Origin of the sequence: Asticcacaulis aquihabitans (assembly GCF_032490435.1) — a bacterium.
In the GTDB taxonomy this organism is placed as follows: domain Bacteria; phylum Pseudomonadota; class Alphaproteobacteria; order Caulobacterales; family Caulobacteraceae; genus Asticcacaulis.
In genome coordinates, this window is the sequence record NZ_JAVGWM010000005.1 from 199,877 (window position 1) to 217,648 (window position 17,772).

At 57.5% G+C, this 17,772-nt stretch carries 15 protein-coding genes; 10 read left to right on the plus strand and 5 right to left on the minus strand.

Annotated features, from left to right (window positions below):
• The first annotated feature begins 107 nt into the window (after nucleotides 1-107).
• Nucleotides 108-986, plus strand: a complete 879-nt coding sequence (locus tag RCJ00_RS18745; RefSeq protein WP_316223920.1) for a S1 family peptidase — start codon at nucleotides 108-110, stop codon at nucleotides 984-986.
• A 9-nt stretch (nucleotides 987-995) separates the two neighbouring features.
• Here the strand turns inward: RCJ00_RS18745 and RCJ00_RS18750 are convergent, their stop codons facing one another.
• Nucleotides 996-2,756 carry an acyl-CoA dehydrogenase family protein gene (locus tag RCJ00_RS18750; protein ID WP_316223851.1) on the minus strand — a complete coding sequence of 587 codons (1,761 nt, stop codon included), beginning with the start codon at nucleotides 2,754-2,756 and terminating at the stop codon, nucleotides 996-998.
• Between the two features lie 197 nt (nucleotides 2,757-2,953).
• Between RCJ00_RS18750 and RCJ00_RS18755 the strand changes: the two genes are divergently transcribed.
• The gene (locus RCJ00_RS18755; protein ID WP_316223852.1) at nucleotides 2,954-4,225 is read left to right on the plus strand and encodes a bifunctional cytochrome b/YceI family protein; all 1,272 of its coding nucleotides are present in this window, start codon (nucleotides 2,954-2,956) and stop codon (nucleotides 4,223-4,225) included.
• Nucleotides 4,222-5,139: an L-threonylcarbamoyladenylate synthase gene (locus RCJ00_RS18760; protein ID WP_316223854.1), complete on the plus strand. Its 918-nt coding sequence runs from the start codon at nucleotides 4,222-4,224 to the stop codon at nucleotides 5,137-5,139. Before RCJ00_RS18755 ends, RCJ00_RS18760 begins: the two co-directional genes overlap by 4 nt.
• Here RCJ00_RS18760 and yaaA read toward each other — a convergent pair.
• Nucleotides 5,136-5,921, minus strand: coding sequence for a peroxide stress protein YaaA (yaaA, locus tag RCJ00_RS18765; protein ID WP_316223855.1), 786 nt, complete (start codon nucleotides 5,919-5,921; stop codon nucleotides 5,136-5,138). The two genes, RCJ00_RS18760 and yaaA, sit on opposite strands and share 4 nt — an antisense overlap.
• A gap of 336 nt (nucleotides 5,922-6,257) precedes the next feature.
• On the opposite strand from yaaA, the gene RCJ00_RS18770 reads away from it, so the two are divergent.
• On the plus strand, nucleotides 6,258-7,076 hold the full coding sequence (locus RCJ00_RS18770; protein ID WP_316223856.1) for a response regulator: 819 nt from the start codon (nucleotides 6,258-6,260) through the stop codon (nucleotides 7,074-7,076).
• A gap of 15 nt (nucleotides 7,077-7,091) precedes the next feature.
• Here RCJ00_RS18770 and RCJ00_RS18775 read toward each other — a convergent pair whose 3' ends face one another.
• Nucleotides 7,092-8,522, minus strand: a complete 1,431-nt coding sequence (locus tag RCJ00_RS18775) for an FAD-binding oxidoreductase (RefSeq protein ID WP_316223857.1) — start codon at nucleotides 8,520-8,522, stop codon at nucleotides 7,092-7,094.
• A gap of 82 nt (nucleotides 8,523-8,604) precedes the next feature.
• On the opposite strand from RCJ00_RS18775, the gene RCJ00_RS18780 reads away from it, so the two are divergent.
• The 5 genes from RCJ00_RS18780 (at nucleotide 8,605) to RCJ00_RS18800 (ending at nucleotide 14,639) form a co-directional block, all read left to right on the plus strand.
• Nucleotides 8,605-9,033, plus strand: a complete 429-nt coding sequence (locus RCJ00_RS18780; RefSeq protein WP_316223858.1) for an NUDIX hydrolase — start codon at nucleotides 8,605-8,607, stop codon at nucleotides 9,031-9,033.
• 541 nt (nucleotides 9,034-9,574) lie between these two features.
• Nucleotides 9,575-12,172, plus strand: a complete 2,598-nt coding sequence (locus RCJ00_RS18785; RefSeq protein WP_316223860.1) for an ATP-binding protein — start codon at nucleotides 9,575-9,577, stop codon at nucleotides 12,170-12,172.
• A gap of 116 nt (nucleotides 12,173-12,288) precedes the next feature.
• Nucleotides 12,289-13,227 (plus strand): SPFH domain-containing protein, encoded by a 939-nt coding sequence (locus tag RCJ00_RS18790; protein WP_411267566.1) that lies wholly within the window; start codon nucleotides 12,289-12,291, stop codon nucleotides 13,225-13,227.
• Between the two features lie 4 nt (nucleotides 13,228-13,231).
• The gene (locus tag RCJ00_RS18795) at nucleotides 13,232-13,720 is read left to right on the plus strand and encodes an NfeD family protein (protein ID WP_316223861.1); all 489 of its coding nucleotides are present in this window, start codon (nucleotides 13,232-13,234) and stop codon (nucleotides 13,718-13,720) included.
• Between the two features lie 109 nt (nucleotides 13,721-13,829).
• Nucleotides 13,830-14,639, plus strand: coding sequence for a class II aldolase/adducin family protein (locus RCJ00_RS18800; protein ID WP_316223863.1), 810 nt, complete (start codon nucleotides 13,830-13,832; stop codon nucleotides 14,637-14,639).
• 3 nt (nucleotides 14,640-14,642) lie between these two features.
• Here RCJ00_RS18800 and RCJ00_RS18805 read toward each other — a convergent pair whose 3' ends face one another.
• Both RCJ00_RS18805 and RCJ00_RS18810 read right to left on the minus strand, forming a co-directional pair.
• A complete protein-coding gene (locus RCJ00_RS18805; RefSeq protein WP_316223865.1) occupies nucleotides 14,643-15,173 on the minus strand; it encodes a c-type cytochrome in 531 nt (176 codons plus the stop codon).
• A 150-nt stretch (nucleotides 15,174-15,323) separates the two neighbouring features.
• Nucleotides 15,324-15,815 (minus strand): methylated-DNA--[protein]-cysteine S-methyltransferase, encoded by a 492-nt coding sequence (locus tag RCJ00_RS18810; protein WP_316223866.1) that lies wholly within the window; start codon nucleotides 15,813-15,815, stop codon nucleotides 15,324-15,326.
• A gap of 154 nt (nucleotides 15,816-15,969) precedes the next feature.
• On the opposite strand from RCJ00_RS18810, the gene RCJ00_RS18815 reads away from it, so the two are divergent.
• Nucleotides 15,970-17,730, plus strand: a complete 1,761-nt coding sequence (locus tag RCJ00_RS18815) for an ATP-binding protein (RefSeq protein ID WP_316223868.1) — start codon at nucleotides 15,970-15,972, stop codon at nucleotides 17,728-17,730.
• Nucleotides 17,731-17,772: the final 42 nt, after the last annotated feature.

Genomic DNA, 17,772 nt, shown 5'->3' on the forward strand with positions numbered 1-17,772 from the left:
CCATTCAAAAGACAGCGAATGGTAAACAACGCTATGGGGTGCAGGATTGACCCAATCCGGAAATGCCGTCAAATGTCTATATCGTATTTGTGGGGGATAAGCGCGTGATGATGGACGTTGACTTGACCGTGGCCTTGATCAAGGCAACTGTCCAAATCGATCAGCCAATCAATGAAGCCAAACGCATGGTTGGCACGGGTTTTTTGATCTCCGTCCCCAAACCTGACGGCACCACCCAGATCGTGCTGGTCACCGCCGCCCACGTCTTCGAAAAGATGCCGGCGGCGGATGTGCGCATCGGCTGGCGCACGCAGGCCAAGGGGAACTGGAGTTACGTGCCGGCCAATATGACGATCCGTTCGGCTACGGGTCCGGTCTGGTATCAACACCCCAGCCAGGACATTGCGGTCATCCCCGTCAACGTACCCGATGCCCTCCGTGACTCCGCCATCCCGCAAAGCTGGCTGGCCGACGAAAACACCTTCGCCAATGAGAAGGTCAGCGCCGGCGACGAACTGATGACGCTTGGCTATCCGCACGGTCTGTCGGCGAACGTGTCCGGCTTCCCCATCCTGCGAGCCGGCCGCGTCGCTTCGTATCCAGTGTCGCCGCCGAGCGCCTATCCGACGTTCCTGATCGATCTGACGGCGGTGCCCGGTAATTCAGGCGGACCGGTATTTATGACGTCGCAGGCCGGCAAGGGCCACACCTTTATTGCCGGCGTCCTGATAAAGCAGGTTGAGGACGACAGTCAGCGTCTGGAATTGGGTGTCGTCACGGACGCGGTCTTTGTACGCCAGACCATAGACATCATGTTGAAGGCTGAGGCCAGCGGCGTTAATCCGTCTGCCAATCTGAAACCGGCGGCGCCGGCGCCGATGCGCACGCCCGGCGGACCGACGACCTCCAGTCCCGACATGACCCGCCGCACGACGGCGCGTCCGTCCGATAGCGTCGGTGGTGACCAGCAAACACCAAACCAGTAAGCCTTATGCCTAGTCCAGGCTGAGATGTAGCCCGTCCAGGGCGCCGTACCCCGAACGTATAGCGGCCAGGTGCGCCGGCGCGTGGCTTAAGGTATGGGCGTAGAAGAGGCGCATCAGTTTGATCCGGTCGTTTAACCACTCCGCGTCGCCGATTGCCAACAGGTCTTGTGCCGCCAGGGCGCCTTTCAGCAGAAGCCACCCGCCGATCAGGTCGCCGCACAGGGTCAGATAGGTGGTGGCCGCCGTGGCGACATCGAGCGGCGCGGTGGCTTTTTGCGCCAGCAGGTGATCGGTCGCGGCGGAAAACTGCGTCACCGCCGCCAGCAGATGTTCGGCCTCAGCGGCGAATTCATTCGCCAGCTCCAGCTTATTAACCTCCAGGAACGAGCGAATATCCGCCTCGATATCCCGCGCTGCGGCGCCATCATTACCCAGTTTTCGGCCGACCAGATCGGCAGCCTGAATACCATTGGTACCTTCGTAAATCGGGGCAATGCGGGCGTCGCGATAATATTGCGCCGCGCCGGTTTCTTCGATGAAGCCCATACCGCCATGGACTTGCACACCCAGGGAGGCCACCTCAACGGCGCGGTCGGTGGACCATGCCTTGGCGATTGGCACCAGAAAATCCTCGCGACGTTTGTGACGTGGATCCGGATCGCGCCGGCCGGCGTCGATCGCGGCGGCGGTGGCCATGCAGATGGCGCGTGCGGCTTCGGTCTTCGCTTTCATGAGGGCCAGCATCAGACGGACATCCGGGTGGTCGTAGATCGGGGCATAGTCCTGACCGGTAATGAGCGACTTGCCCTGACGGCGATCTCGCGCATAGGTCTGTGCCTTTTGCCAGGCGGCATCCGCCAGTCCTACGCCTTCGAAGCCTACAGCCAGGCGTGCGGCATTCATCATGGTGAACATGGCGGCCAGGCCGCCATTGGGCGGGCCAATCAGTTCGGCTTGCGCCCCTTCGAAGGACATGACGCAGGTCGGAGAGGCGTGGATGCCGAGCTTATGTTCCAGCCCGACGCAACTCACGCCGTTGTGCGCGCCAAGGTTTCCGTCGCTGTCGACCAGGAATTTCGGGCACAGGAACAGGGAAATGCCGCGGGTTCCCTTGGGCGCGTCGGGCAGCCGTGCCAGAACCAGGTGGATGATATTCTCCGCGCCGTCGTGTTCGCCCCAGGTGATGAAGATTTTCTGGCCGGTGATGCGGTAGGTGCCGTCGTCGGCAGGCTCGGCGCGGGTGGTCAGGGCCGCCAGATCCGAACCGGCGCCGGGTTCGGTCAGGTTCATGGTTCCACACCATTGCCCGGCTATAAGCTTGGGCAGGAAAAGATTCTTTTGTGCCTGAGAGCCATGGGCGTGGATTGCCTCTATGGCGCCCTGCGACAGAGTGGGCAGCAGGGTGAAGGCCATATTGGCCCCGTGGAACATGTCAAAACACGCCTGTTCCAGCATCTTGGGCATGCCCTGTCCGCCATAGGTCGGATCGGCCGCCAGACTATACCAGCCGCCGTCGGCATAGGCCTTAATGGCGTCGAGAAAGCCCGGCGCGACAATTACACGATCGCCTTCCAGCTTGGTCCCGCCCACGTCACCCGCCCGGTTGAGCGGCGCCAGTACATCACTGGCCAATTGCCCGGCGGCATCGAGTACGGCGTCGCGCAGGTCTGCATCAAAATCCGGGAAGGCCGAACTGTTGTAGCTGTCTGCCATGCCGATGACATGGTCGAGGCAGAAGGTAATATCTTTGACACTGGCGCGATAGGTCATTGGGAGTCCCTGTTTTTCTTTCAGTCTATGACGGAGCCTCGCCCCTCGCAAGTTCCTTTTACGTGAACGTCAACTTTTTAAATTCAGCTGTGATTTTCAACTGGCCGGTGCTTGAAATGAAATAGTATCTGTTACATATATTTTCGCATGACGCTCTTGGGCGTGTGGTGTATGCAAGCATATCCGAGGAGACGACTATGACTGAACCTGTGACCGGGCTGACGCCGACGAGCTATAACCGCTACAGCCGCTATCTTCACTGGCTGATGGCCTTTCTCATCCTGTTCATGGTTTTTCTCGGGTGGCGGTTCGATGACAAGGACAGCCTGATCTTCACACGCGCCAATCTGCATAAGTCGATCGGCATTCTAATAATCCTCCTGACACTTTTGCGTATAGCCTTGCGCCTGGCCTACAAGGCACCGCCGGAGCCTCCCATGCCGAAATGGCAGGCGTGGGCGGCCCAAGCCCTGCACGTCGGCTTTTACGTCGTGATGATTGGCTTGCCGCTGTCTGGCTGGCTGATGGTTTCGACCTCGACCCGTGAAATTCCGTTCTTTGGTCTGGCGTGGCCGCATTTGCCGGTGCCGCAGACCCACGATGCGCATGAGACGTTTGAAGCCGCGCACGGGCTGATCGCCAAGTTGTTGTTCTACGTCATGATCCCATTGCACGTCGTCGCCGCCCTGAAGCACCAGTTTATCGACAAGGATACGGTGGTGGAGCACATGGTGCCGGGCCTTAAGCCCAGGCCAATTCTGAATTATCGCTGGTTGCTGCCGATTGGCGTTGTTGGTCTGGCGGTGGTGCTGGGTTTCGGTGTGCTGCGCGGGAAGCCGCAGGCGCGTAACGATGCCCCGCCACCGGTGGCCTCAGTCGCCAGCAGTGAAGCGCCGGAGGTCTCCGCGTCGGTCAGCGAGGCTGCGTCGTCTGTGTCCGAAACCGCAAGTGCGTCGCAAGCCGCGGCGGTCACAAACTGGATCGTTGATAAGTCCGCAACCAAGATCGCGTTCAGCACCAGCTTGTCGGGGGAGGCGATCAATGGTGGATTCAGCAGCTATTCCGCCGCTATCGCCTTCGATCTGGAGCAACTGGACAAGTCGCATGTGAAGGTGACGATCGACCTGTCGTCGGTCAGCTCTGGCGACAATGATCGCGACGGTAGCCTGAAAAGCGATGCCTTCTTCAACGTCGCCGTGACGCCGAAAGCCGTGTTTGAAGCGACCAGCTTCACGAAAACGGACGCGACCCATTTTGTCGCCAAGGGGCGGTTGACCCTGCACGGTAAGAGTCAACCATTGACCTTGCCGTTCAGCCTGATCATCAAGAATGACACCGCCACCATGACGGGCAGCACCACAATCGACCGGACCGCTTTCGGGGTCGGGTCTGGCGAGTGGGCGGCAACCGACTCTCTCCCTGCCAAGGTAAAGGTTGATATCAACCTGAAAGCCAAAGCTGCGAAATGAGCCTGGTCGAGGCGGCTGTCGACGCCCTGAACGCCGGCAATCTGATCCATCTGCCCACTGAGACCGTCTACGGTTTGGGCGCTTCGGCGGCCAATCCCGAAGCGGTCATCAAGGTGTTCGAAGCCAAGGGGCGGCCGCGATTCAACCCGCTTATCGTCCATATCGGCGATCTGGCGCTGGCCGAGCGAATTGGCCTCTTCGATGATCGGGCGAGGGCGTTGGCCAAGGCGTTCTGGCCGGGCCCCCTGACCCTGGTCCTGCCGGTCCGCGATAGGGACCAAGCCTGCGATCTGGCGCGCGCTGGCCTGGACAGTGTTGCCTTGCGCATGCCGGCGCATCCCATGGCGCTGGACATCCTGAGGGCATTCGGTGGCGGCGTTGTGGCGCCGTCGGCCAACCGCTCTGGACGGCCGAGCCCGACCACGCAGGCTGATGCTTACGAAGAAACCGGGGCATCCGTCGCTGTATCGCCCGACGGTGGCGATTGCCCGGTCGGGGTGGAATCAACCGTGGTCAGTTTATTGGGAGAGGTCCGCTATTTGCGCGCAGGCGCCGTCACGCGCGCTCAGATCGAAGCCGTGGTCGGCCCCCTGGCCGCGGACACTGCGGAAGGGCACCGCTCTCCAGGCCGGCTCAGCACCCACTATGCGCCGGATGCGCCGGTGCGCATCAATATTGACACACCATCTGAAGGCGCGGTCTATTTGGCCTTTGGCGAAACGGATTATGCGGGGGTGGTCATTCAGCTCAGCGCCGGTCGCGACCTCCACGAAGCGGCGTCCAATCTCTTCCGCGCTCTACGCGACGCCGACCGCCTTATGCCAAAGGTTATCGAAATCGCCCCCATACCGGATCACGATATCGGCGAGGCGATCAATGACCGGATACGGCGCGCAGCCGGTTTTGTCGGTTAGGCGGCTTTTGCGTTTTTCAGTGCGGGTTGAGGGCGAGTGAAAACCCAGTCATCACCGGTCGTGAGGTCGGCGCGGAAGGTGTAGCCTTCGATGTTGAAATCCTTCAATCCGTCGACCCTGTCCACGCGATTGTCGATCATGAAGCGGGCCATCAGCCCGCGCGCCGTCTTGGCGAAAAAGGAGACGATCTTTGCCTGATTGCCCTTGATTTCAAGGAAGCGCGGATTGACGACCCTGGCTTTAAGCGCCTTGGTTAGCGCGGCGCGGGCGTATTCCTGGCTGGCCAGATTGACCACGATGCCCGGGTCATGATGCGTCAACTCTGTCGTGAGATAGCGGGCCAGGGTGTCGCCCCAGAATTCATACAGCGAATTGGCTCGGCCAGTTTTCAGATGCGACCCCATTTCCAGCCGATAGGGCCGGATCAGATCGAGCGGCCGCAGGATGCCGTAGAGGCCGGACAGTATGCGCAGGTGATCTTGCGCCCATTTAATGCCCGCCACGTCCAAAGTGCGCGCCTGCAACCCTGTATAGACATCGCCGTCGAACATGAAGGCGGCGGCACCCGGCATCTGATCCTCGAAGCCTTGGTAACGCGCATAGTTCAATTCACTGAGCGCTTGGGAGATGTCCATCAGCTCTGCGATCTGCTTTGGTTTGAGCCGCTTCGCGCTCTTTACCAGCTTCGCCGTTTCCTGCGGGAAAAGCGGCTCTGTCGGTGGAACGCCGGCGTCGAACGGTGAGAGATCGAGTGATTTGGCGGGAGATAACAGAGTGAGCATGAACCGATTTTTTTTAAGATTTGCGGGCTGAAGTGCTCTCGCAGCTTATAGGCAGGTTCGACATCGGTGACAATAGAACGGGCAACGCAGCGTTCTTTGCCGCCACACTGGGCAAAAATCTGTCAGCCTGACGAATTGAGGCAACCATAGTCTGTATTGTCGTTCTTATAGTAACGGCTCAAATATAAAAATCAGTTGGGATGCTTCCATTAAAATAATGCCGCATTCATTTTGAAAACTATCCTGGCGTGATATCTCAATTTGCGCGTTATGCAGTTTTTAAGGCTTTATTACTTATTTTCACTCGCTTGAGTAAGGCGTCTTGACGAGGGTCGAATGAGTTTAGGTAGCGTCCTTGTCATGGATCAGAACCGTGACCAGGCACAGCGTATTTCCTCTATGCTGCATGATCAGAAGTGGACGTCGGTTCTCAGCTTCGACCAAAAGATGGCCATGCGGCTGTTAAAGGGAAGTCGTTTTCATCTCCTGCTGTTTGATGCCTATGATGGCCAGGGCAGCACGATGCAGATCGTCGATCAAATCCGCGCGCATTCCCAGGAAGCCCCCCTCGCCATCATGTCCGATGCTTGGCGCGGACAGGCGCCCGGCGCAGGTAGCGGGGCAAGCACTGCGGGTGCGGATTTCGTCATTGCCAAACCGTTTGCGCCTGACAAGCTGAAGGCCCTTTTGGCCGACACCAATGCCTATCACCGCGCCCGATCAAAAGACCATCACGTTCTGGTCGTGGAAGACGACCAAGATATGCGTCTCGATATTTGCCGGGTCCTCAAGCAGGTCGGGTACAAGGTGTCCTTTGCCTCGAACATGGAAGACGTATTTTTCGATCACAATCTGGGCATGGTCGATGTCGTGCTTACGGCTGTGCTGATTCCGGGCATCGGCGGCATCGAAGGCACCTTCCAGATCAAGAAGGATTTTGCCCACTGCAAGGTCGTGGCCATGTCCCAGGGTGTCGACGACAAGATCACGGCCATCCACGTCCTGGCGGCGGCGAAGGCCGCCGGTGCCGATGCGCTGCTGCCCAAGCCCTTCAATATGCATGACCTTCTAAAATCGGTGCAGAGTGTTATTCGCGCCAAGGAGGGCCCGGAAGAATCGAATCAGGCGGCCATCGACGCCTTGTTTGACCCCTAATTTAAATCTGTCCGATCAGAATAAGACATGCGGATTCATGATCCGCTTCGGGTCCAGGGCTGATCTGAGGGCCTGCATGGTGGCGACGGCCACCGGGTCTTTGTACGCCAGCGCCTCGTTGGTTTTCATGCGGCCCAGGCCGTGTTCCGCCGAGATCGAACCTTCATAGGCATTGACCAGGTCGTGAACCACCTTGGCGCCTTCGTCGCGCAAAGCATTGAACTTGGCTGGGTCCATGCCTTCGGGCACGATGACGTTGAAGTGGACATTGCCGTCGCCGACGTGGCCGAACGCCACCAGCCGCGCGCCAGGAAGGAAGGCTTCAATCGCCGCCTTACCCTCTTCCATATATTCGGCCATGCGCGACAGCGGTACGGAAATGTCGTGCTTCCAGGCCGCCCCCTCGGCTTTTTCTGCGGCGGAGTGGTCCTCACGCAGGCGCCAGAATTCTGCGGCTTGTGTCTCGTTTTGGGCGATCACAGCGTCAAGCACCAACTCTTCTTCGAAGGCGGCCTCGAGCAGGCGTTCCATGGCGGCGGAAGCGCCCTGTGGATCCCCGGAAGCGACCTCTATTAGGGCATACCAGGGATACTCGCCCCCCAACGGTTCGCGCGTGTCCGGGATGTGTTTCAATACCAAAGACAGGCCATAACGCCCCATCAGTTCGAAGGCTTCGACCTGTCCCCCCGTTTCCTGCTTGGCGCGGACCAGAAGGTCTATGGCTTTCTGCGCGCTATCGAAGGCGACGATGGCCGTGGCGCGTGAGTTCATGATAGGGAAGAGTTTAAGCGAAGCGGCGGTGATGATGCCGAGCGTGCCTTCGGCGCCGATGAACATGTGTTTGATGTCGTAACCGGTATTGTCCTTGCGCAGGCGCTTGAGACCGTGAAAGACATCGCCGTTCGGCAGGACGACCTCAAGCCCGGACACGAGGTCGCGGGTGACGCCGTAACGCAGCACAGCCGTGCCGCCGGCATTGGTCGAGATGACACCGCCCACCGTTGCCGTACCTTCCGCCGCGAGCGACAAGGGAAAATAACGATCCGCCTTTTCCGCAATCTGCTGCGCGTCGAGGAGAGTAAGGCCGGCTTCCAGAACCATGGTGTCGTCGGTCGGCGCCACGTCACGGATTGCCTTCATGCGCTCAAGCGAAATCAGGACTTCACCGAAGGGAATTTGACCGCCAACCAGACCTGTATTGCCGCCCTGAGGGGTTATGGCCACGGCGTTGTCGAAACAGATTTTGACGACCTCGGAGACTTCCTGTGTCGATTTCGGCAAGACGAGGAGGGGGGTGTGACCTTTCCACTTCCCTCGCCATTCGGTCAGCTTTGGATCGACGCGCATCGGATCCTCGCTCCACCCGGCGTCGCCGACCACGGCCTTTATCTGGGCGATGACCTCTGGTGAAACGGACGGGGTTTCGGAGACGGCTGGCGTAGACATCGATCTGACCTTGATGGATATAGGATGAGCAGGGCGCGGCGAGCGCAATCTTACGCGCTGCGTTAAGGGAGAGAGGCCGGAAGTGCAAGACACAAAACCTAATGCTTCCGATGAGTTGCCCTTATATCCTGTTCCCGCCGTTGGGGTTGTGTGCTGGCGCGGCGATGACGTGCTGCTGATTCGCCGTGGGCGCGCGCCGCGTCAGGGCGAATGGTCGATTCCGGGTGGTAAAATAAATCGTGGCGAATCTCTTGCTGACGCGGCGTTAAGGGAACTGTTCGAAGAGACGCGTGTGACGGCTCAACTTAGTGAATTAATCAACGTTTACGAGATAATAGAGGCTGGTTTTCACTATATTCTTATCGACTATTCCGCGAACTGGGTGTCGGGAGAGCCGATTGCTGGCGATGACGCCGACCTGGCTGCTTTTATACCGTTAAGTGAAGCTATTGCATTGATAAAGCAGGAAGATATTCGCGACGTGATCTTGCGGTCGCGTAAAATCTATTAGTTTTTAAATACAACCTTGTGTGAGTGAAACTGTCTCGCATTTGCGACAACTGACGACGTTGCAATGAAAACTCTCTTTCTGGAGGGAATTGCATCTTGTGGTAATGATAAAAACATGGTTAAGTATTAATTAACGGCGGCAGAGTGTGACGCTCCTGTAATCCGTTACAGACAGGGATATTCTCCAAGCTTCTTCAGGGCAGGGACGAAATGCCTGGCTGGTCCATGGTTTTAGTTTGTTAGGAGTTTGCTATGAAGAAGTTTGCCGTTGCCCTTACCGTCCTGGCTATTGCCGCGGGCGCCACTTTCGTTGCCACTCAAGCCAGCGCCATCCCGCCGGTTTGCAATCCAGTCAAGGGCGATTGCTAAGACGGGCGACTGATCTGTTCTAAACAGACCTTTCGAATAATGTTAGGCGGGTAAAGCTCGGTGCTTTCCCCGCCTTTTTCATGCCTTGAATACTCATCAGGCGTCATTTTCCGGCTTAAGCGAATACTAAGGTCTTTGCGGTCTAATCGCCGGTAATGGTTACTGAAGCAGGCATGGGTTTCCCCCAAAGGGGCGCGATAAAAGCGGGACGTTGGCTGACAATTTGTCTGCTGAGCCTGTTCTGCTGCGCTTTACCGCCTATATCCAGGCAGGCGTCGGCGCGGGAAGTTGGCGCAAACAGTCCGCCATACCATGACAAACTGGCAAAGGTTTACGATACCGTTTCTGCCACGCCGTTTGTCTACACGCCCAATGAGATCGACAACTATGGCCAGGTGGCTATGGCGTTGTCCGGTGACGACCGCATATATGCGCTTTGGCGGGTCCTGTACGCTTACAAGACCAATCAGAATGAGGCCAAGCTTATGGCCTGGCATGATCGTATCATGCAACTGGCTCAAAGGGAGGACGATAGCAATCTCGACCTGCTCGCCCGTTTTATGCTTCAGGCCTATCAGAATGAAACCAACGGCTACGACACGCTGACTGAGCGGGAGTGGGCGACCTACATGGCGTCTCCCGATATCGCGCTACAAAATATCACAACTCTGGAACGCGTCAGGCAGTTGCAATACGGTTTCCAATGGGCCGAAGCCATCGATCTGGGCGAAAATCTGATCGTCCGCCTGCGCGCCCAGGGCAAGGCGGCCGAAGGGCTGCTTAGCGTGGCGCAGCAAAGCCTGGCCTATAACATGATGAAGGTTGGCGATTACAACGCCTATGCCGATCACATGCTTGCCTCGGCGCAGTTGTCGCAAACCAACGCCTTCTTTCTGCAAAAAATGGATATGCTGTATGATCTGGCGTATTTTGCTGCTCAGAATAACGATATCGACCTGGCGCAGAACCTCCAGAAGCTCTACGCGGGCTACGTCGCCAAGTATAATATTTCCGATTTGCGCACCTGGGATCGCGAACTGTGCGCCGTGGTCGGTGACAAGAGCGGCAATTATGCGTCGGTTATCCAATGTCTGGAGGGGTCTACGGCCATTCAGGGTGTGGTCAACGGTCCCCATGACGCCTACACGCTTCGCCTGATCACCAACGCCTATGCGCGGCTCTATAATGTCGATCGCACGCGTTTCTATTTAAGCAAACTTCAGGCTGTCCCTGAGACGATCTATCCACGTGATCGTCTGTTTGAAAAATACGTCGAAGCTTATCTCAAGGCGGGGGCAGGTCAGTACGAGCAGGCGTTCCGCAATCTGGGCGACTATGCGCTCGACGTGCATCGAGACGACCAGGACAAGCGGATTGCAGCCGTACAGGACATGTATAAGGCGCTCCGCAAGGAACTGGACAGCCAGACGGCCGAAAGTCGTCTTCTGGTCAAGCAGGTCCAGATGGGTAATCTTCTGCTTGGTGCCGCCGGGCTGATTGCCTTCCTTTTGCTGGTTATTGTGGTTGGCGGTGGTCTTTGGGTGTGGCGGATGCGGCGCATGCAATGGCATCTGCGCGATGCGCATGAACATGCCGAGGCGGCTAATGCCGCCAAGTCGCGCTTCCTGGCTGTCATGAGCCATGAACTGCGCACGCCACTCAACGGTGTTCTTGGCATGGCGCAAGCCTTGAAAAAGGATGAGCTCAACGACGTTCAGCGCGAACAAGTCGAAATACTGGTCGATTCCGGCCAAACCCTGCTCGTCCTTTTGAACGATGTACTGGACATGTCGCGCATCGAAGCCGGAAAGATCGAATTGGCGCCGACGCCGTCGACAATGAAGGACATGATCGAGCGCGTCATCAATACCTATAGCTCCTTGCTGGATGGCAAGGACATCATGCTGCGCTATGAAATCGCCGAAAATGCCTGCGGAGCAATGACGTTTGATGTTCTGCGTGTCTATCAGTGCCTCTCGAACCTGGTGTCCAATGCATTGAAATTCACTGAAAAGGGCACCGTGCGGATTTTGGCATCGGCCGAACATCACGAACAGGGTGGCTTCAAGGTCCGTGTCGAAGTGCGCGATACCGGCATCGGCATGTCCAAGGCGACGCTCGATAAGCTGTTTGAAGCCTACAGTCAGGCGGATGCCGGCACGACGCGGAAATACGGCGGCACCGGTCTCGGACTGAACATCAGTCGCCGCCTGGCGGAACTGATGGGTGGGTCACTCAGTGTCACGAGCGAAGAGGGAACCGGCTCCACATTCGTGATGACTTTCGAAGCCGGGGAGGTTGTCGCTTCGACCAAAAGCGCCGAAACGGAACCCGCTGCACCGGCCCACGACGAAAATGAGGACCTGCCTGGCATGAAAATCTTGCTTGTTGACGATCATCCGGTGAACCGCAAGGTGGCGCGCCTATTCCTGGAGCCGTTCGGCTTCGTTATTACAGAGGCTGTCGATGGCCAGGAAGCCCTGGATCTCGATATGTCGCGCTTTGACCTGATCCTTATGGATCTGAACATGCCGCGCCTAGGCGGGCTTGAAGCCACACGAACCTTCCGCGCGGGGGAAGCCGAGGGCAAGCACGTTCCGATCGTTGCCCTGACGGCCGATGCCATGCATGACCAGATCGAAGCCTGTATGGCCGCCGGTATGGACGCCCATATCTCCAAACCGATCATCATGGATACTCTGGTCGATACGGTGGCGCGTCTGTTGCGCCTGCAGGATGATACCGGCGCGGCGAAATCGGAAGTTGCCTGACCGTTCACGCCGATTTGGCTAGGGTTCGCATAAAACGGACTGTATACTTCCTGAAAGATCCCCATATCTGAGGGGCATCTGTTTTCGGGGAGGCCCAATTGCTGCAATCCATTTCCATTTTCGGACCGGTAACCCTGGTTATAGTCGTCCTCGGCATCATGCTGTTGTTCAGCATTATCAAGATCGTGCCGCAAGGGTATGAATTTACTATAGAGAACTTCGGTCGCTACACCCGTACCCTTAAGCCGGGTATTGCCTTTCTGACGCCGTTCGTTGAGGCTGTCGGTCGCCGGGTCAATATGATGGAACGTGTCTTCGATGTGCCTCAGCAAGATGTCATCACCAAGGACAATGTGAACGTTAAGGTAGATGGCATTGTCTTTACTCAGGTTATAGATGCAGCCCTGGCGGCCTATCGCGTCGATAATCTCGACAATGCCATTACGCAGCTTGCCATGACCAACCTGCGCACCGTGGTGGGCGCCATGGAACTGGATGAGGTTCTGTCTCAGCGCGATGCCATCAATTCCAGGCTGCTAAATGTTATCGACCATGCGACCTCGCCGTGGGGCGTGAAGGTCAACCGAATTGAAATCAAGGACCTCAAGCCGCCGCACGACATTACCGATTCGATGGCGCGCCAGATGAAGGCCGAGCGGGAGCGTCGTGCCCTGATCATCGAGGCAGACGGCGAGAAACAGGCGGCTGTGGCGCGCGCCGAAGGCCAGAAGCAGGCCGCGGTCCTTGAAGCCGAAGGCCGGAAAGAGGCTGCCTTCCGCGACGCTGAGGCGCGCGAGCGATCCGCTGAAGCCGAAGCCAGGGCTACCGACATGGTGTCCCAGGCCATTTCCAAGGGAGATGTGAACGCCATCAACTACTTCGTGGCGCAAAAATATGTCGAAGCGTTTGGCAAGTTCGCCGAGTCGAACAACACCAAAACTCTTATCCTCCCAGCCGACATGTCGTCGCTGGCCGGCACGATCGGCGGCATTTCCGAATTGATCAAATCCGTCGCCACCGATCCCGTCAAACCGGCGCCCGCCAGGAAGGCGTAAGGCTATGGATCTGAATAACATTTTGCTGATAGGGCCGGTAGGGATTAACGCCTTTTGGGTGTGGTTCGTCTTCGGTTTGCTGTTGCTTGGTGTCGAGGTGTTTCTTGGCACGCAATGGCTGCTATGGGCGGCGGCGTCGGCCGGTGTGGTGGCTGTCGTCTGTCTGACGGGGTTACCGTTCGGCTTTTTCTTCCAGGCGTTGACGTTTGCGCTTCTCAGCCTGGCCATGGGTATCCTGACGCCGAAATTCATGAAGGTCGCTTCGCACAGCGCCGATATCAACGACCCCCACCGTCGGATGGTGGGCAAACAGGCGCACGTCCTGAGCGGGTTTGAGTTGGTTGCCGGCGGCGAACGGACCGGTCGTGTCAGCTTCGATGGCGTCGAATGGCCCGCGGTGTTGGACGAAACAACGGACACGGCCCTGGCAGCGAACGATCGCGTCGTCATCGAACGCATTCACGAAGGTCGCGTGTTTGTTCGTCGCACATAATCGGGACAGACAGATTTCCCTTACGGCAATTGGGTTTGCGGATAAGAATTGATTTGCCAGAGCCAAAAATCGGGTTTCCTATGTCGCAAAAGATAAGAGGAAACCCGAAATGGCTCACGATGATCAAGGCCCGTTGCGCGCCCATATTTCCGACGCAGAATGGAAGACGCGTTGCGAGTTGGCGGCGCTATACCGTCTCGCCGCTCTGTTCGGTTGGGATGATCTGATTTTTACGCACATTTCAGCACGGGTTGCGGGCCGGGACTCGTTGGTAAGACAGGCGGACGGAACCTACGCGGCCTCTGATACCGATCACTTCCTGATCAATCCCTATGGCACCTTTTTCAGCGAGATGAAGGCCTCGGACCTGATCAAGGTCGATATCGAGGGGCGCATGGTCACGGAGGTGCCCGTCATGATCAATCCGGCCGGCTTCACCATCCACAGTGCTATTCACGGCGCCCTGGCCGATGCCCATTTCGTCATGCACCTGCATACGGATCACATGACCGCCGTATCGGCGCAGGCCGAGGGGCTGTTGCCCCTGACGCAAAATGCCCTGTTGTTGCGCCCCCAACTCGCCTATCACGATTACGAAGGCGTGGCGCTGGATCTAGAAGAGCGGGGCCGGCTGGTCGCCGATATAGGCCAGAAAAGCATTCTCATTCTGCGCAATCATGGCACCCTGACCTGGGGCACGACGGCGGCGGAAGCCTTTGTCATTATGTACTTCCTTGAACAGGCCTGTCGGCAACAGGTCATGGCGCTTAGCGCCGGGCGCGGTGGTGTTCTGGAAGTGGGACAGGCCGTACAGGATAAGGTTTCGCCCCTGTCGGGCGGTATCGGTTTTGTCGGCGGCCTGGTCTGGCCAGGCCTAATGCGCAAGCTGGCACGGGAAGCGCCAGGTTATGATTCATAGGATCTATTGGCTTGAAGCGGTTTCCGACGCCCCGGCGGAGGCTGCTGCTGGCGGAACATAGGGTGTTGTTTCCAGCTTGAGGTAGGCAATCAGGTTGTGCCGGTCTGTCTCATTCTTGACGCCGGCATAGCTCATCTTTGTGCCCTTCACGACGGCTTGCGGTGCGGCGAGATATGTATCCAGCGTGTCGAAGTCCCAGACGACATTGTGCTGGGTCATCGCCTCGCTGAAGGTGTAGCCAGGCTCGGTTCCCGATTTGCGGCCGAATACGCCGTACAGGTGTGGCCCCACCATATTCATCTTGTCAGCCGAAATCGTATGGCACGAGCGGCACTTTCCGAACTGAACCTGTCCCGCGTTTAGGTCGGCTGTGTTGTATGGGGCGGGGAATGTGGCTTGAATCGCGGTCTTTTCGGCGTCGGTGTAGATATGCGGGGGTGCCACAGCGATGTCTTGGCCGTTGTCATTGTCAGCCGTACGTTGGCAGGCGCTCAAGGCCATGGCCGCCAATATGAGAAATACCGCCTGTTTCATCGTCTTGCCCCAAACATCCGTACATAGATCGGAACTCTTACGTCAGTCCGTCTGTTTTGGCGATATGGGAATTGCATGTGATGCATGCGGGCGCAGCGATGAAAAGTCGCAGGTTGCTCCGTCACGCCAATTGGGCGCCGTCTTGGCGCGCTAGAACAGTAATGGAGTTTCGAAATCGAGTAGTTTCTGCTTTAGCGGCAGCCCGCCGCCATAGCCGGTGAGGGCGCCGCTCTTGCCGATGACGCGATGGCACGGAATTATCAATGCGATGGGGTTCTTGTTGTTGGCGCCGCCGACCGCCTGGGTCGCCTTGATATCGCCAACTGCCTTAGCAATTTGTTGATATGACCAGGTTTCGCCGAACGGTATATCGCACAGCGCTTGCCAGACCTTCTGCTGAAAGGGCGTGCCTTGCGGCCTCAGAACCAGGGTGAAGTCGGTTCGCTTTCGCTCAAAAAAATCATGGACTTGAGTGGTCACATGCCTGAGACGGTTGGGCGCATGTTCCGCCCTGTCCTTGTGAGCCAGGTGGGTGGCCATCTCACCGTTCAGAAAGGTAAATTCCAGAACGGCGCCGTCTTCGTCCACGGCGGCCGCAGCCATGCCAAACGGTGTTTCAATGTGCGAGAAATACTGGGCCATGGCCGACGGTCTCACGGAAAATGGCGATGTTCAAATCACCATTTGGCTATCCTCACGCGTGTTCATAGCTGAGCCCGCTCCCGAAGACGTGTCTTTAGTAAAACCGAAACACTTGTTACTGTACATTTAATTTCATTGAAATTTGAGTATTTGCATGGCCGAAATCCCAATTGAAAGCATGCCGGAAATTGACAGTCCATCACTTACCTATACCCGGGCAATGGAGCATCTGGTTGGTGTGGTTCAGGCACTGTCTCAAGCCCGTGACGTCGGCGAAGTTGCGGCCATCGTCCGAAATGCAGCGCGGAGTTTGACCGGTGCCGATGGGGCGACCTTTGTCCTGCGTGACGGAAATACCTGCTACTATGCCGATGAGAGTGCCATCGCCCCCTTGTGGAAGGGGAAGCGGTTTCCAATGGAAATGTGCGTCAGCGGATGGGTTATGCTCAACCAGCAGGCGGTGACGATTCCCGACATTTACCAGGATGCGCGCGTTCCAGCGGAAGCCTACCGGCCGACTTTCGTGAAAAGTCTGGCGATGGTACCCATCCGCCGTGCCGCGCCCATTGGCGCTATCGGCAATTACTGGGCGGTAAACCGAACGCCGACAGACGAGGAAATAGCTATCCTGCAGGCCTTGGCCGACACCACTTCGGTGGCTCTGGAAAATATACAGCTTTACGAAACGCTGCGCGAGAAGGTGAGAACCCTGGAGGCGCAGCAGGCCCGTATTCAAGCTCAGCATGAATCGCTTGAGGTATTCACCCGGGCTTTGGCACACGATCTGCGCGAGCCTGTACGGACGGTCCGTTCCTTTTCCGATCTGATTGTCGAAGGCGGGGGCACGCCCGAGACCCGCCCCGACTATTTCGACTTTATTCGAAAGGCCGCCGACCGGATGGCGATGCTGGTCGATACTGTTTTTCTCTATACGCAGCTTGACGATCCGTCGCGTCTGGTGCGCCAGCCGTGCGACATGAATGACATGGTTCAGGCGGCCAAGGAAAATTTGGCGCAGCTAATTATCGAACGCGGTGTCGCTGTGACGTCCGATCCTCTTCCAAAAGTGGCCGCGCATCCGACCCATATGATGCAGGTCTTGCAAAACCTGATTGCCAATGCCATTCACCACGGCCCTGAAGGGGTAGAGGTGCATATCTCCGCCAAGAAAGTTGACGGGGTTTGGCAATTCAGCGTTCGCGACAACGGTCCTGGTATCGCGGCTGACGACACAGCACGGATTTTCCAGCCCTTTAAGCGTTTGAACCAGAATGAGGAGGGGGCGGGTCTGGGCTTGCCGTTGTGCCGCAAGATCATCAGTCTGCATGGTGGGCGCATCTGGTGTGAATCGACGGTGGGTAAAGGCGCCAATTTCATATTCAGCCTGCCGCCGGTCGTTGATCGGGAAAAGCCTGACCGCAACACGGATAATTGGATGACCCAGGACACTTTAGCTATCGACAGTTCAGCTCATGAAAAGCTGGCCAATGTCCTTCTGGTTGACGACCGGAAGTCGGATGTGGAACTCACCCGGGTTTTCCTGCAGGTGCGTGACAAGATGAAGTTCAACCTGTCCGTGGCGAATGGCGCGCGCGAAGCGCTGGAAGCGCTGAAACAGGCACGTAGCCGCGACGAAAAGATCGACCTGCTGTTGCTGGACATCAACATGCCTGGAATGGATGGGTTTGAAATGCTGGAAAAGCTTCAGGCAGACGAGAGCCTGAAGCACGTCGCGGTCATCATGTGCACCGGATCCACCTACGATCAGGATCAGATGCGGGCGCGTGAATTGGGCGCATCGGGTTACATGGTCAAGCCGGCGTCCCTGGCGCAATTGAAGCCCATGCTGGAGGCTATCCCAGCGCTGAAGCTGCAAGGCGACGGTGAGTCGGTACAGCTAATGCGCGCGGCGTAGAGCCGCTTACGACAAACTTATCTTTGCCGGTAAAATAGGCCG

Coding starts and splice junctions, on each gene's coding strand:
- RCJ00_RS18745 (WP_316223920.1), top strand. CDS start 108: ATGATGGACGTTGACTTGACCGTGGCCTTGATCAAGGCAACTGTCCAA.
- RCJ00_RS18750 (WP_316223851.1), bottom strand. CDS start 2,756: ATGACCTATCGCGCCAGTGTCAAAGATATTACCTTCTGCCTCGACCAT.
- RCJ00_RS18755 (WP_316223852.1), top strand. CDS start 2,954: ATGACTGAACCTGTGACCGGGCTGACGCCGACGAGCTATAACCGCTAC.
- RCJ00_RS18760 (WP_316223854.1), top strand. CDS start 4,222: ATGAGCCTGGTCGAGGCGGCTGTCGACGCCCTGAACGCCGGCAATCTG.
- yaaA (WP_316223855.1), bottom strand. CDS start 5,921: ATGCTCACTCTGTTATCTCCCGCCAAATCACTCGATCTCTCACCGTTC.
- RCJ00_RS18770 (WP_316223856.1), top strand. CDS start 6,258: ATGAGTTTAGGTAGCGTCCTTGTCATGGATCAGAACCGTGACCAGGCA.
- RCJ00_RS18775 (WP_316223857.1), bottom strand. CDS start 8,522: ATGTCTACGCCAGCCGTCTCCGAAACCCCGTCCGTTTCACCAGAGGTC.
- RCJ00_RS18785 (WP_316223860.1), top strand. CDS start 9,575: ATGGGTTTCCCCCAAAGGGGCGCGATAAAAGCGGGACGTTGGCTGACA.
- RCJ00_RS18795 (WP_316223861.1), top strand. CDS start 13,232: ATGGATCTGAATAACATTTTGCTGATAGGGCCGGTAGGGATTAACGCC.
- RCJ00_RS18800 (WP_316223863.1), top strand. CDS start 13,830: ATGGCTCACGATGATCAAGGCCCGTTGCGCGCCCATATTTCCGACGCA.
- RCJ00_RS18805 (WP_316223865.1), bottom strand. CDS start 15,173: ATGAAACAGGCGGTATTTCTCATATTGGCGGCCATGGCCTTGAGCGCC.
- RCJ00_RS18810 (WP_316223866.1), bottom strand. CDS start 15,815: ATGGCCCAGTATTTCTCGCACATTGAAACACCGTTTGGCATGGCTGCG.
- RCJ00_RS18815 (WP_316223868.1), top strand. CDS start 15,970: ATGGCCGAAATCCCAATTGAAAGCATGCCGGAAATTGACAGTCCATCA.